The organism is Nocardia sp. NPDC058176, from assembly GCF_042883805.1.
Classification (GTDB): domain Bacteria; phylum Actinomycetota; class Actinomycetes; order Mycobacteriales; family Mycobacteriaceae; genus Nocardia.
In genome coordinates this window covers 702,590-716,322 of the sequence record NZ_JBHVVA010000003.1, presented here as the reverse complement: position 1 = coordinate 716,322, position 13,733 = coordinate 702,590, and the positions used below count along the sequence as shown (strand labels likewise).

General features: G+C 69.9%; 12 protein-coding genes. 3 read left to right on the top strand and 9 right to left on the bottom strand.

Translation table 11 applies throughout. The features are described 5' to 3' along the window. Positions 1-172: 172 nt before the first annotated feature. Positions 173-1,312, bottom strand: a complete 1,140-nt coding sequence (locus ACFVVM_RS21240) for an amidohydrolase family protein (RefSeq protein WP_387620791.1) — start codon at positions 1,310-1,312, stop codon at positions 173-175. Positions 1,313-1,495: 183 nt separating this feature from the next. Next, positions 1,496-2,326: a nuclear transport factor 2 family protein gene (locus tag ACFVVM_RS21235; RefSeq protein ID WP_387620788.1), complete on the bottom strand. Its 831-nt coding sequence runs from the start codon at positions 2,324-2,326 to the stop codon at positions 1,496-1,498. A gap of 106 nt (positions 2,327-2,432) precedes the next feature. On the opposite strand from ACFVVM_RS21235, the gene ACFVVM_RS21230 reads away from it, so the two are divergent. Then, on the top strand, positions 2,433-3,224 hold the full coding sequence (locus tag ACFVVM_RS21230) for a 3-oxo-5-alpha-steroid 4-dehydrogenase (RefSeq protein WP_387620786.1): 792 nt from the start codon (positions 2,433-2,435) through the stop codon (positions 3,222-3,224). A gap of 44 nt (positions 3,225-3,268) precedes the next feature. Here the strand turns inward: ACFVVM_RS21230 and ffh are convergent, their stop codons facing one another. The 6 genes from ffh to ftsY form a co-directional block, all read right to left on the bottom strand. Continuing rightward, positions 3,269-4,837 carry a signal recognition particle protein gene (gene ffh / locus ACFVVM_RS21225; protein WP_387620784.1) on the bottom strand — a complete coding sequence of 523 codons (1,569 nt, stop codon included), beginning with the start codon at positions 4,835-4,837 and terminating at the stop codon, positions 3,269-3,271. Positions 4,838-4,892: 55 nt separating this feature from the next. Continuing rightward, positions 4,893-5,207, bottom strand: coding sequence for a hypothetical protein (locus tag ACFVVM_RS21220; protein WP_387620781.1), 315 nt, complete (start codon positions 5,205-5,207; stop codon positions 4,893-4,895). Between the two features lie 132 nt (positions 5,208-5,339). Next, a complete protein-coding gene (locus ACFVVM_RS21215; protein WP_387620778.1) occupies positions 5,340-7,787 on the bottom strand; it encodes a [protein-PII] uridylyltransferase in 2,448 nt (815 codons plus the stop codon). A gap of 85 nt (positions 7,788-7,872) precedes the next feature. Continuing rightward, complete coding sequence (locus ACFVVM_RS21210) at positions 7,873-8,211, bottom strand: P-II family nitrogen regulator (protein WP_387620775.1); 339 nt, start codon at positions 8,209-8,211, stop codon at positions 7,873-7,875. A gap of 4 nt (positions 8,212-8,215) precedes the next feature. After that, positions 8,216-9,520 carry an ammonium transporter gene (locus tag ACFVVM_RS21205; protein WP_387620922.1) on the bottom strand — a complete coding sequence of 435 codons (1,305 nt, stop codon included), beginning with the start codon at positions 9,518-9,520 and terminating at the stop codon, positions 8,216-8,218. Between the two features lie 308 nt (positions 9,521-9,828). Continuing rightward, complete coding sequence (ftsY, locus tag ACFVVM_RS21200) at positions 9,829-11,358, bottom strand: signal recognition particle-docking protein FtsY (RefSeq protein ID WP_387620773.1); 1,530 nt, start codon at positions 11,356-11,358, stop codon at positions 9,829-9,831. Positions 11,359-11,512: 154 nt separating this feature from the next. On the opposite strand from ftsY, the gene ACFVVM_RS21195 reads away from it, so the two are divergent. Further along, positions 11,513-11,902: a DUF2237 family protein gene (locus tag ACFVVM_RS21195; RefSeq protein ID WP_067514140.1), complete on the top strand. Its 390-nt coding sequence runs from the start codon at positions 11,513-11,515 to the stop codon at positions 11,900-11,902. A 27-nt stretch (positions 11,903-11,929) separates the two neighbouring features. Here ACFVVM_RS21195 and ACFVVM_RS21190 read toward each other — a convergent pair whose 3' ends face one another. Further along, entirely contained in the window at positions 11,930-12,694 is a 765-nt protein-coding gene (locus ACFVVM_RS21190; RefSeq protein WP_387620770.1) for a TetR/AcrR family transcriptional regulator, read from the bottom strand. Between the two features lie 119 nt (positions 12,695-12,813). On the opposite strand from ACFVVM_RS21190, the gene ACFVVM_RS21185 reads away from it, so the two are divergent. Continuing rightward, on the top strand, positions 12,814-13,728 hold the full coding sequence (locus tag ACFVVM_RS21185) for an NmrA family NAD(P)-binding protein (RefSeq protein ID WP_387620768.1): 915 nt from the start codon (positions 12,814-12,816) through the stop codon (positions 13,726-13,728). Positions 13,729-13,733: the final 5 nt, after the last annotated feature.

Here is a 13,733-nt window from a genome sequence, read left to right as displayed (position 1 = left end):
ACGGTCTGCGAGCCCGGTTTCGCGCATGAAGTGTGTGACCGCCGCGCGGCACGTGACCGGAGACGGGCTGACACTGTCCAGGAAGGACGGTTGACCATTGTGCCAGACAGGTCCGCCACGCCTGAAATCGCCTCCGCGCTACCTCACCGCAACCGCGCGGGGACGACCGGTGTCAGCGGTGGCCGGTAACCGGGTCGGCTGCCTTGACCACGGCGCCGCGCAGGACGACCCATTGCGGGTCCGTGAGGGATTGCGGGTCGGACCTGGGGTCGTGGGCGTAGACGACGAAGTCGGCGGGGGCGCCTTCGGTGATGGAATCGCGGCCGAGCCAGGTGCGGGCGTTCCAGGAGGCGGCGCCGAGGGCGGCGTGGGGGGTGAGGCCCGCGCCGGTGAGGGCGGTGATCTCGTCGGCGATGCGGCCGTGGCGGATGGAACCGCCTGCGTCGGTGCCCGCGTAGATGGGGACGCCCGCTTCGTTGGCCTTGCCGACGGTGTCGCGGACGCGGTGGTGCAGGTCGCGCATGTGGGCGGCGTAGACGGGGAACTTGGTGGCGCTGTCGGCGATGCCGGGGAAGGTGTCGATGTTGATCAGGGTGGGGACGAGGGCGGTGCCGTTGGCCGCCATCAGGGCGATGGTGTCGTCGGTGAGGCCGGTGCCGTGTTCGAGGCAGTCGATGCCTGCGTTGATCAGGCCGGGCAGGGCGTCCTCGCCGAAGACGTGGGCGGTGACGCGGGCGCCGTTGGCGTGGGCGGCATCGATGGCCTGTTTCAGGATGTCGTCGCTCCACAGCGGGCGCAGGTCGCCGACGGAGCGGTCGATCCAGTCGCCGACGATCTTGACCCAGCCGTCGCCGAAGCGGGCCTGTTCGGCGACGATCTCGGGCAGGTCGCGTTCGTCGTCGAGTTCGATGCCGAGTTCGCGGATGTAGCGCTTGGGGCGGGCGATGTGGCGGCCCGCGCGGATGATGCGCGGGAGATCGGCGCGCTCGTCGATGAAGCGGGTGTCGATGGGCGAGCCCGCGTCGCGCAGCAGCAGTGCGCCCGCGTCGCGTTCGGTCTCGGCCTGCTCGATCGCACCCTCGCGGGTCTCGTCGCCACCGCCGTAGTGGATGCCGACGTGGCAGTGGGCGTCGACCAGGCCGGGCACGATCCACCCGGTGCGGCACAGGGTTTCGGCCCCGGCCACCGGCTCGAAGGTGACGACACCGTCGACGACCCAGAGATCGCGCTCCTGGTCGCCGGGCAGAACCACACCACGCAGATGCACACGAACCTCCAGACGTCGGCCTCGCCCGAACCTACCGCCCACCATCTGGGCACGCACCTGTTCCGATCCCTACTGGGGAGTCGGTCGTGGACCGCGCGCCGCGACCAGGTCACCGTGCGACGGCCCGCCCCCTCGCGACGGCCGTGGCCGAGCGTGAGGACCACCCAGCTCACCCGCGCTGGTGTCGTCGCACTCTCGGAACGACGGTGGCGGCGTGATCTGCGGTGCTCAGAGGGTGTCGTCAGTGCCGGAAGGCGCAGCGTCGAGGAAGACGGTGACGCGGGTGATGTGTGGACCCTTCGCGGCGAACTCGACGAACGCGACGCCACGGGAGGCCCCGATCCGCACACTCGCGCTGACCGTGCGACCGGCGGCGATCAGCTTGTCCCACTCCATGTTCCGGGCACGATCGACGAACTCGGCCACGGAGACCGGCGCTCCGGCGGACAGTTCCACCATCGCGTCACCCGCGAGCAGCGCCTGCACCCCGCTCACATCACCCGCGGCGGCCGCGGAGAAGAACCGGCCGGCCACCCGCTTGCCACCCTTGCCCACGCCACGCAGCGCCCGCATCATCCCCATCGCGCCGCCCAGGCCCAGCTCGCCGATCAGCTGCGGCCCCAGCTTCGTCCCCGCGAGCACACCGGACGGCCCCACCCGCAGCAGCTGGACGATCATCGCCGCCAGTTCCCAGTGGGCGGCGAGCCGGGCGATCCGCCAGCCGTCGGCGGTGTCGATCAGGTCGTAGCGCAGATGCATCGGCACCGTCACGGTGGCGCCGGTCGACATCGTGATCGCGATGCGCAGGTCACGCACCACCGAGTGACCCCCGACCAGATCGCGGGCGACATCGAAGGCGATGTCGTTCGGGCCGATGAAGACGTTGTAGAAACGCCCGATCGCGTCGGTGCCGATGTGCACGCGCGAGCCGTAGGGGTCGTGGACCGCCGCGTTCTCGGTGAACAGGCCGACCCAGGCGGTCTTGTCGTGCGCTGCCACCGCGCGCGGCGAGGCGTACACGGCCGCCAACAGGTCTCGGGCGGTCTGGTCCAACGGCATCTACGTCCTCCATAGTCGTGTGCTCCCCGCGCGATCCATGATAGAACGTGTTCTAGTTTTGGCGCTGGCGATTACGATCCCTCGCCCTGTTCGACGGAGAATCTCCATGGATTGGTACACCGGGAACACCGCCTACGACACCGTGCTCACGATCGCCTTCGCCTTCGCCGCGTTCGTGATCATCGGCGGGCTGTTCGCGCAGAGCCCCTACGGCCGCTTCACCACGACCGCGGTCGGCTTCAATCTCAATCCGAAGCTGGGCTGGTGGCTGATGGAATTGCCCGCCACCGTGGTGTTCGCGGTGTTCTTCTTCACCGGCCCCGACCGCTTCGAGCCGGTACCGCTGATCCTGGCGGCGATCTGGCTGCTGCACTACGGCAACCGCGGCTGGTTCTTCCCGCTCTCCATCCGGCAGGTGCCGGGCAAGAAGAGCAGCTTCAACATCTCGGTGGTCGCGGCGGGCGTGTTCGTGACCGCGCTGCACGGCTACCTCAACGGCGCGTTCTTCAGCCACGACTACAAGAACCAGTACACCACCGCCTGGCTCACCGACCCGCGCTTCCTGATCGGCCTGGTCGTGTACCTGAGCGGCTTCGCGCTCCTGGTGCGCTCGGAGGCGATCGTGCGCAACCTGCGCGACAAGAACAACCCCGGCGCCGCCGAGTACCGCGTCCCCCACGGCGGCGGCTTCCGCTACGTCAGCAGCCCGGCCTACCTCGGCGAACTGATCGCCTGGGCCGGCTTCGCGCTGCTCACCTGGTCGCTGGCCGGTGTCGCGATCTTCCTGATCACCGCGGGCAACCTGATCCCCCGCGCCTTCGCCACCCACCGCTGGTACAAGGAGAAGTTCGCCGACTACCCGACGAACCGCAAAGCCCTGATCCCCGGCGTGATCTGAGACGCGTCGGCCGGTGCCCGCCGCGCGGACACCGGCCGATACGCCTAGTTCTTGGGGAACTTGAGCTGCGACAGATCGATCCCGTCGAGCCCGGGCGGGAGCTGATCGAGCCCGGGCGGCATGTTCGACAGGTCCATCCCGGCAGGCAGCCCCGGCATTCCCGCGGGCATCCCGGGGAACCCGCCGCGCACCTTCGGCGGCGTGGGCCCGCGGCCACCCTTCTTGCCCTTCTTGCCCTTCTTGTTGTTGCCGCGCCGCGAGGACGACCCCGGCAGCCCCATCTGCCGTCCCATCTGCGCCATCATCTTCTTGGCGTCGAAGAACCGGTCGACGAGCTGGTTGACCTCCGAGACCTGCACGCCGGAACCGTTGGCGATGCGCAGGCGGCGGGAGGCGTTGATGATCTTGGGGTTGTCGCGCTCGGCGGGGGTCATGCCGCGGATGATGGCCTGCACCCGGTCGAGCTGCTTGTCGTCGACCGCGGCCAGCGCGTCCTTCATCTGCCCGGCGCCGGGCAGCATGCCGAGCAGGTTGCCGATCGGGCCCATCTTGCGGATGGCCAGCATCTGGTCGAGGAAGTCCTCGAGGGTGAGCTCGCCGCTGCCGATCTTGCGGGCGGTCTCCTCGGCCTGCTGGGCGTCGTAGACCTGTTCGGCCTGCTCGATGAGGGTGAGCACGTCGCCCATGCCGAGGATGCGCGAGGCCATCCGGTCGGGATGGAAGACGTCGAAGTCCTCGAGCTTCTCGCCGGTGGAGGCGAACATGATCGGCGAGCCGGTGACGTTGCGCACCGACAGCGCGGCACCACCGCGGGCGTCACCGTCGAGCTTGGTGAGCACGACACCGGTGAAGCCGACGCCGTCGCGGAACGCCTCCGCGGTGCTGACGGCGTCCTGGCCGATCATCGCGTCGAGGACGAACAGCGTCTCGTCGGGCTGCACGGCGTCACGGATGCCCGCGGCCTGGCGCATGAGTTCGGCGTCGATGCCGAGGCGGCCCGCGGTGTCGACGATGACCACGTCGTACTGCTTGGCCTTGGCCTCTTCGATACCGGCCGAGGCCACCGCGACCGGATCGGCCGCGGTGATGCCGAGCGGATTCTCGCCGCCGCCGACGGAGGTGCCGGGATGCGGGGCGAACACGGGCACGCCCGCGCGCTCACCGACGACCTGCAGCTGGGTGACGGCGCCGGGACGCTGGAGGTCACAGGCGACGAGCAGCGGCTGATGCCCCTGGTCGCGCAGCCATTTGGCCAGCTTGCCCGCGAGGGTGGTCTTACCCGCGCCCTGCAGACCGGCCAGCATGATGACCGTCGGCGGGTTCTTGGCGAGGTTGAGCCTGCGGGTCTCCCCGCCGAGGATCGCGACGAGTTCCTCGTTGACGATCTTGACGACCTGCTGCGCCGGATTCAGCGCCGCGGAGACCTCGGCCCCCTTGGCACGCTCCTTGACGTTGGCGATGAAGCCGCGCACCACCGGCAGCGCGACGTCGGCTTCGAGGAGAGCGAGGCGGATCTCGCGCGCGGTGGCGTCGATGTCGGCCGGTGACAGACGCCCCTTACCGCGCAGATCCTGCAGGGCACCGGTAAGCCGGTCGGACAGGGATTCGAACACCGATCGCGCTCCTGATCTGAAAGGGACGTCTATTGCCCTCCCAGGGTAATGGGTGTTATTCCCGGTGGCGCACGTGCGGGGGCGCGGGGCGCCGCAACTCGTGATTCTCGATGTCGACCAGGTACACCGCTTCGCGGCCGGTGAGGCCGAGTTCACGCGAGAGCGCCTCGATGCGCGCCCAGTCGGCATCGGCCCCGTCGCCGTCGCGCGCGGTGGTCGAGGCGATGGTCATCGCGGCCAATGCCTGGGCACCACTGAGGGTGCGTCCCGGCAGCCACGAAACCACCCACAGGTCACCACCGACGCAGCGCGCGATGTGCGCGGTCGCGTCGCTGGTCATCATCGATGCGGAAACGACTTCGATAGCCACGGATCTGCTCCCCTCGTACGAGTGACAGCCAGACCCCAGGAATGCTATAGGTCACAACGCGACTGATCGGGCACGTGGAGCCATTGCGGGCAACCTGATAGCAATCGGTGAGTAAACCGTGTCCTTGCCGATTCAGTCGGCGTCGCCGGATTCGCCCGGCGGCGGTGCGGGCGCGGGCTTGGGAACCAGGTCCAGGACGGCCTTTTCGATGCGATCGCGCAGCGGCGCGCTGTCGGCCTCGCCCAGATCGAGGCAGAAGGCGTCCACCACCGACGAACCCATCGTGACCACCTTGGCCCAGCGCACATTCGCCTCGGCCGCGGCGAAGGCGCCTGCCAGCCTGCTCAGCAAACCGACCCGGTCCTCGGCGCGCAGCTCCAGGATCACCTGTCCCGGTGTGCTGGTCGGTGACCAGATCAACCGCGGCTGGGCTCGCGCGTACTGACCTGGTCCGGCGCCGAGGGCCTCGGCCTCGCGTTTGGCCAGCACCTCGGGCAGATTCAGCGCACCGGTGGTGGCGCGGATCAGTTCCTGGCGCAGCAGACCCGCGTCGGGCGGATCGCCGAACTTCGGGGCGACGACGAAGGAGTTGATCGCCGAACCGCCCGCCTCGCCCAGCGATGCCGAGAGCACCCGCAGCGAGTGCAGCGCGAGGACACCGGCCGCGTCGGAGAGCAGGCCGGGCTCGTCGGGGGCGATCACGGTGACCACGTAGGTGTGCTTGCCGTCGCCGGGCGCGAGGGTGACGTGCACACCGCCCGCGCGCGCCTTCTCCAGCAGATCCGGGTCGATCGGTTCCGGTTGCGGCAGTGGCTCACCCGCCATCACCAGCTTGCAGCGGCGGACCAGTTCCCCGATCAGCGAGGCCTTCCAGTCGCCCCAGACGCCGGGTCCGGTGGCCAGCGAATCGGCCTCGGCGAGCGCGTGCAGCAGTTCGAGCAGCCCGACGTCACCGTCGAGCGCCTCGACGACGCGACGCACGGTCGCCGGGTCGTCGAGATCGCGGCGGGTCGCGGTGTCGGGCAGCAGCAGGTGGTGGCGCACGATCGCGCTGAGTGTGCGCACGTCCGAGGGCCACAGGCCGAGCCTGCGCCCGATGTGGGTGGCCAGTTCCGCGCCGACGATGCTGTGATCGCCCGCGCGGCCCTTGCCGATGTCGTGCAGCAGCGCGCCGAGCGCGAGCAGGTCCGGCCGGGCCACTCTGGTGCTGAAGGCACCGGCGTAGGCGACGGCCTCCATCAGGTGCCGGTCGACGGTCCAGGTGTGCACGGCATCGCGCGGCGGCAGGTCGCGCACCGCGCCCCATTCGGGAAAGAGCCTGCCCCACAGCCCGGTCCGGTCGAGCGCCTCGACCGCGTCGATGCTGCCCCGGCCTGCGCCGAGCAGCACCAGCAGGTCGTTGAGCGCGTCCTTGGGCCAGGGCTCGCGCAGTTCGGGCGCGTCTTCGGAGAGGCGGTTGAGCGTGGTCGCCGACATCGGCAGCCCGGTCTGCGCCGAGGCGGCCGCCACCCGCAGGATCAGGCCGGGATCACGCTGTGGCCGGGCGTCTCTGGCCAGCACCACCTCGCCGGAGTGCTCGACCACCCCCTCGTCGAGTGGTCGCCGCACCGGCATCCGGCGCAGGCGGGCCAGGCCGCGGCGCGGCAGCGCGTTGGCCGCGGTGCGCAGGCCGACCTCGGTGGAGTAGCTCACCGTGCGCGCCGAATCACTCAGGGTGCGTGCCAGATCGAACCGGTCGCCGATGCGCAGCGCGGCGCCGATCTCGTCGGCGTCCTGGGCGCGCAGCTGGTCGCGGGCCCGGCCTGCCACCCGGTGCAGTTCGGTGCGCACATCGAGGAGTCTGCGGTGGGCCTGGCGCAGGCCGCCGCCGGGCACCTCGGGGCCGAGGCCGGGCATGGCGTCGGTCAGTTGGGCCACGGCGAGCGCGTCGAGCAGCTGGATGTCGCGCAGGCCGCCGCGACCGTTCTTCAGGTCGGGCTCGGCGCGATGGGCGATCTGTCCGCTGCGCTGCCAGCGCGCGGTGGCCTGGGCGATGAGATCGTCGAAACGCGAACGGATTCCGCTGCGCCATTCCCGGCGGACACCACCGATGAGCAGATTGCTGAGATCCTCGTCGCCGACGATGTGGCGCGCCTCGAGCATGCCGAGCGCGGCGATCATGTCGTCGGAGGCCACCCGCAGCGCCTGCGGGACCGTGCGCACGCTGTGGTCGAGTTTGATGTGGGCGTCCCACAGGGGATACCAGAGCTGGTCGGCGACCTCGGAGACCACCGCGGGGTCGACGTCGTCGTGCAGCAGGACCAGGTCGAGATCGGAGTAGGGAAGCATCTCGCGGCGGCCGAGGCCACCGACCGCCACGACCGCGAGGCCGCTGTCGGGGGTGATGCCGAGTTCGTTGCCCTTGCTGGTGAGCCAGAGTTCGAACAGATCGACCAGCGCCGAGCGCAGCGATTCCGGATCGAGGCGCGGATTGCGGGTGCCGGCTCCGGCGAGCAACTGCTGCCTGGCCTTGACCAGATCGGCCGCCCCGTTGTTCTGAATACCGCCGTTCTGTTGTGCCACAGCCACACCGCCATTCATGCTGGCGGCCCCGCCCCGACCGGTTGTACCGGTGGGAGCGAGGCCGCCGCTCGATTTCTACACCGCCGGAAGCTCCGGCGCCGAATTACAGTGCGTCGGTACCGCGTTCGCCGGTACGGACCCGGATGATGGTGTCGACCGGGCTCACCCAGACCTTGCCGTCACCGATCTTGCCGGTGCGCGAGGCCTCGACGATCACCTCGACGACCTTCTCGACCGACGCGTCGTCCACGACGACCTCGACGCGGACCTTGGGGACGAAGTCCACCGAGTACTCCGCACCGCGGTAGACCTCGGTGTGGCCCTTCTGTCGACCGTAGCCCTGGACCTCGCTGACGGTCATGCCGAGCACGCCCGCCTGCTCGAGTCCCGTCTTGACGTCCTCCAGCGTGAACGGTTTGACGATAGCGGTAATGAGTTTCATTACGTCATGCCTCCTTGACGGCAGTCCGTGCCGTGCCACCCACAGCAGCAAAATCGTATGCCGTCTCGGCATGTTCGGACTCGTCCATGCCCGTGGCTTCTTCCTCCGGGGTGGCACGAAGACCGATAGTGGCCTTGATGGCCAGCGCGATGACCGCGGCGATGACCAGCGAGTACGCCAACACCGCGACGGCACCGACGATCTGGCGCCACAGCACGTCGAAGCCGCCACCGTAGAACAGGCCGTTCGCGGCGGTGGGCGCATCGGCGGTACCGACCAGGCCGATCAGCACGGTACCGATGACACCACCGACGAGGTGGATGCCGACGACGTCGAGCGAATCGTCGTAGCCGAACTTGAACTTCAGGCCGACCGCGAGGGCACAGGCCGCACCGGCGACCGCGCCGATGAACAGCGCGCCGAGCACGTTCACCGAGGCACAGGCCGGGGTGATCGCGACCAGACCGGCCACGATGCCCGAGGCCGCGCCCAGCGAGGTGGGCCTGCCGTCACGGAACTTCTCGACCAGCAGCCAGGCCAGCAGGGCGGCCGCGGTGGCCACGATGGTGGTGACGAAGGTCGCGGCGGCGACGCCGTCGGCAGCGCCGGCCGAACCGGCGTTGAATCCGAACCATCCGAACCACAGCAGGCCGGCACCCAGCATGACGAACGGAAGGTTGTGCGGACGGAACGGCGTCTTCGGCCAGCCCTTGCGCTTGCCGAGAACCAGCGCCAGCGCCAGCGCGGCGGCACCGGAGTTGATGTGGACCGCGGTACCACCGGCGAAGTCGATCGCGCCGATCTTCTCACCGATCCAGCCACCGCCCCAGACCCAGTGCGCGACCGGGAAGTAGACGACCGTCGCCCAGATACCGGCGAAGACCAGCCAGGCGCTGAACTTCATCCGGTCGGCGACCGCACCCGAGATGAGGGCAACGGTGATGATCGCGAACATCGCCTGGAAACCGACGAAGACCAGCGTCGGGATCGTGCCGGTCAACGGCACGCCGACGGAGTCCTCACCGAAACCGGTGAACAGCGTACGCAGACCGAAGAATTCGGTCGGGTCGCCGATCAGGCTCGCCTTGTCGGTGCCGAAGGCGATCGAGTAGCCGTAGAGCACCCACAGCACACCGATCAGGCCCATGGCGCTGATGCTCATCATGATCATGTTCAGAACGTTCTTGCTACGGACCATGCCGCCGTAGAAGAACGCGAGTCCTGGAGTCATCAACAGCACGAGAGCCGCGCTGGTCAAGATCCAGGCCGTGTCACCTGTGTCGGGCACGCCGATCTCGGCGCCCGCCAGGAGTACGGGATTCACCACCTTTAGTCCTCCTCATCTCGGGCCCCGCCGAGTACGACGAAGGCCTGCCAAGAAGGGTCCTCATTGGGTGTTTCATCCGTTGAGCTGTGGTGTTTCACCTGCGTGAACGGATAGCGCGGTTGTGTTGCATCCACGTTTCGTCCCGCTCTACGCGACTCGACGGCTCACCGTGAGGTTAGTCCGGGTGTGCGGTTCGCCACGTGTTCGCGCGGGCGTTTCGCGGTGGATATTTCGGCTGGACACCACGATGCCCGCCCGGTCGCTGGAACCGGACGGGCATCGGGAAGTACTTAGGACGTGCCGCCGAGCAGCGCGTCGACGAAGGCGCCCGGCTCGAAGGGCGCCAGGTCGTCGGCGCCCTCGCCGAGACCGACGAGTTTCACCGGGACGCCGAGCTCGTGCTGGACCTGGAACACGATGCCGCCCTTGGCGGTGCCGTCCAGCTTGGTGAGTACGACGCCGGTGATGTCGACCACATCGGCGAACACCCGCGCCTGCATCAAGCCGTTCTGGCCGACCGTCGAGTCGAGCACGAGCAGGACCTCGTCGACCTCGGCCTTCTTCTCCACCACGCGCTTGACCTTGCCCAGCTCGTCCATCAGGCCGGTCTTGGTGTGCAGGCGGCCCGCGGTGTCGATGAGGACCGCGTCGACGCCGCGGTCGATGCCCGCGGTGACCGCGTCGAAGGCGACGGCGGCCGGGTCGGCGGCCTCCTTGCCGCGGACGGTGTCGGCGCCGACGCGTTCGCCCCAGGTCTGCAGCTGGTCGGCGGCGGCGGCGCGGAAGGTGTCGGCGGCTCCGAGCAGCACCCGGCGCCCGTCGGCGACCAGGACGCGGGCCAGCTTGCCGGTGGTGGTGGTCTTGCCGGTGCCGTTGACGCCGACGACCAGCAGGATCGCCGGATGGTCGCCGTGCGGCAGCGCGTGGATGGACCGGTCGAGTTCGGGTCGCAGTGCCTCGATCAGCACGTCACGCAGAACGGCACGGGCCTGTTCGGGCGTGCGGACGCTGCGCGAGGCCATCTCCTCGCGCAGGCGCTCGACGATCGCCGCGGTGCTCGCGGTGCCGATGTCGGCCAGGACCAGGGTGTCCTCGATCTCCTCCCAGGAGTCCTCGTCGAGGTCGCCGCCGCCGAGCAGGCCGAGCAGGCTCTTGCCGACCGCGTTCTGCGAGCGGGCCAGGCGGCCGCGCAGGCGGACCAGGCGGCCGGTGGTGGGGTCGATCTCCTCGATCGCGGCGGCGACGGGGTCGACCTCGGCCGGAGCGGGCTCGGCGGGCGCCGGGGGCGCGGTCTCGACCGGCTGTTCCGGGGCGATGGTCGTGTCGAGCTCGGTCGGTGCGGTCTCGGGCGCGGTGGTGTCAGCGGGCGCGGTGTCGGCCGGAGCTGTGTCAGCGGGTGCGGTGGGCGCGGTGTCAGTGGTCGGCTCGGCGGGGGCGACCGAGGTGTCCAGCGCGGAGGCGTCGTCCGGGACCACCACGGTCTCGGCGGTGACATCGGCTTCGGGCAGCGGCACATCGGTGATGCTGCGACGCGGCGCGTCCCTCGGAACGGCGGCATCGTCGCCGACATGCGGCTGACCTTCGACATCGGTGCGCTCGGGCACCGGCTCGGGACGTGGGAGCGTCGGCGCCGATCCGCCCTGACTGAAGCTGAAACCCCCCGCCGCGGTGTAGCCACCGGACCGATCCGTCAACTCCTTGTCGGGCTCGGGCGGTGCCAGGGAGATCTGGCGACGCTTGTACAGGACGAAACCCGCGACGAGCGCCACCAGCAGCACGGCGGCGATCGCGGCGATCAGGATCCACGCTTGCGAACTCACCCGGCCGAGTCTATTCGGGCAGCTGGTCGCGGCTCGTCGGCGGCGTCGGCGCGGCGGGTCGACGGCGGTTTCGGCGTCCGCTGCCGCGCCGGGGAAACACTACAGATTCGTTGTCCTGCGGAACTTCTGGCGCTCTCCCCATAGGATCGGCGACGTGACCGATCGAAACGTGCTTGGGGGGCCGCTGGAAGAGTGCGGCACCGATCCTCTCACGGGCTTCTACCGGGACGGCTGCTGCAGCACCGGTCCGGAGGATCTCGGCAGCCACACCGTGTGCACCGTCGTGACGGCGGAATTCTTGGAGCATCAGGCCTCCATCGGCAACGATTTGAGCACGCCGCGCCCGGAGAACAACTTCCCCGGCCTGCAGCCGGGCGACCGTTGGTGCGTGGTAGCCGTGCGATGGCTGCACGCGCACGAGGACGGTGTCGCCGCACCCGTTGTGCTGGCCGCCACCCATGAGAACGCCCTGGAAGTGATCTCGATGGAAATCCTGCGCAAATACGCCGTCGACGTCCCCGACGACGTCAGCGACCTCTTGTAGCCGGGTGCGCGGCCTGCCCGGGGCTCGTCAGGGGGTGACGCTCGGGGTGTGGCGGCGACGGTGGGCTTTCTGGCGGCACGCCGGGGAGCAGTAGCGTGCGGGACGGCCGGTGCCGGAACGGGCGACGGGCGTTCCGCAGACCGGGCAGGGTGCCGGTGTTTCGTCACTTCGGACCGTTTCGTTACGGGCAGTTCGAGCGGGTTCCGTTACGGCCGATGGCGTGGCCCTGAGCGCCTCGATGATCAACGCGGCGGCCGGGGCGAGGGTGTCGCTGCCCGCTCGATGTCGTTGGATCGCAACACATCCGGTGAAGATGTCGAGGACGTCGGTCACGGTCACGTCGGCGCGGACCGCGCCCTGACGCTGGGCGGCGACCAGGAGCGCGCCCAGCGCCCGATGGAAGCGACCGCCCGCCTCGCGCAGCAGGGCACGCGGCCAGCCGTCATCGGATTGCACCAGGTCGCACAGGTCGCGGTTGGCCGGTGTCGACAGCACGACGTGGGTGCACACCGCGAAGAACGCGGCGCCGGGGTCGGGCGCGGCGAGCTGCTCGGTGGTCAGGACGGCCAGCCGGTCCACCCGCTGCTGCATCACCGCTTCCAGCAGATCGGTTTTCGTCGGAAAGTGCCGGTGGACGGTGCCCGCGCCGACCCCGGCCCGGCGGGCCACCTCCGCCAGCGAGACCGCCGCGCCCCGCTCCCCCAGCGCGCGCTGGGCGGCGGCGAGCACGAGGGCGCGATTGCGCCGGGCGTCCGCCCGGGTCGCCGGACCCGCCGTGTCCTCGACCGTCATTTCGTTACGCCTTCCGCCGTTCGACCTGGTCTACCGGGTCAGCCCGCCCGTACTGTCCGAAATACGGGTCGACCGACCCGATTGTAGGAACTTTCGACGACGAACGGAAACCCTCCGACATGAGCTCCGAACTCCCCGTCCTGGTCACCGGCGCGACCGGTCAGCAAGGTGGTGCGACGGTCCGCAGGCTGCTGGCCGACGGCGTCCCGGTCCGCGCGCTGGTTCGCGACCGCGACACCGCCGCCGCGCGCGCCCTGGCCGAGGCAGGCGCCGAGCTGGCACTCGGCTCCTTCGACGACGCCGATTCCCTGCGCGCGGCTGCCACCGGCACCAGGGCCGTATTCCTCGTTCCCGTAGCGGCTTACACCGCAGGCGGCTGGGACGTCTCCGACGAGGCGCGCCACGGCATCGCGGTGGTCGACGCGGCGGTGGCCGCCGGCGTCGAGCAGATCGTGTTCACCGGTGTCGCCTCGGCGGGCGATCCGGATTCCTGGGGCATGCAGGGCAAAGTGCGGATCGAACAGGCCGTCGCCGCCTCCGGCCTGCGCTACACGCTGTTGCGGCCGGTCCGCTTCATGGAGAACTACCTGCTGCAGGGCAGCCCGGTCGACGGTGTGCGACCGCCCGGCGTGCACTACCACCTGTTCCCCGCCGACCGGCCGCTGCAGATGATCGCCCTCGACGACATCGCCGCCTTCGCCGCCCTGGCCTTCGCCGACCCCGACGGCTGGCACGGTCGCGCGATCGAACTGGCGGGCGAGGCGATCACGCCGGTCGACGCCGCCGCGGTGATCAGCGAGGCCACCGGCCGAGCTGTCCACTACCGGGAGGCCACCGAAGCCGAGGCCGATGCGATCGGCCCGCAGCTCGGCTCTGTCTGGCGACTGGCCCGGCAGAGCGGCGGCGGCTGGCACGCCGATGTCGATGCCCTGCGCACGCTGTATCCGCCGCTGACCAGCCTGCGTGACTGGCTGGATCGCGGCGGTGCCGAGCGGATCGTCGAGCGCATCGACGCCTCGGTGCCCGCGCGCTGAGCCCG

Excerpts from the sequence above, each read along its gene's own strand:
- ACFVVM_RS21240 (WP_387620791.1), bottom strand. The coding sequence starts at position 1,312 with ATGGTGGGCGGTAGGTTCGGGCGAGGCCGACGTCTGGAGGTTCGTGTG.
- ACFVVM_RS21235 (WP_387620788.1), bottom strand. The coding sequence starts at position 2,326 with ATGCCGTTGGACCAGACCGCCCGAGACCTGTTGGCGGCCGTGTACGCC.
- ACFVVM_RS21230 (WP_387620786.1), top strand. The coding sequence starts at position 2,433 with ATGGATTGGTACACCGGGAACACCGCCTACGACACCGTGCTCACGATC.
- ACFVVM_RS21215 (WP_387620778.1), bottom strand. The coding sequence starts at position 7,787 with ATGAATGGCGGTGTGGCTGTGGCACAACAGAACGGCGGTATTCAGAAC.
- ACFVVM_RS21210 (WP_387620775.1), bottom strand. The coding sequence starts at position 8,211 with ATGAAACTCATTACCGCTATCGTCAAACCGTTCACGCTGGAGGACGTC.
- ACFVVM_RS21190 (WP_387620770.1), bottom strand. The coding sequence starts at position 12,694 with ATGACGGTCGAGGACACGGCGGGTCCGGCGACCCGGGCGGACGCCCGG.
- ACFVVM_RS21185 (WP_387620768.1), top strand. The coding sequence starts at position 12,814 with ATGAGCTCCGAACTCCCCGTCCTGGTCACCGGCGCGACCGGTCAGCAA.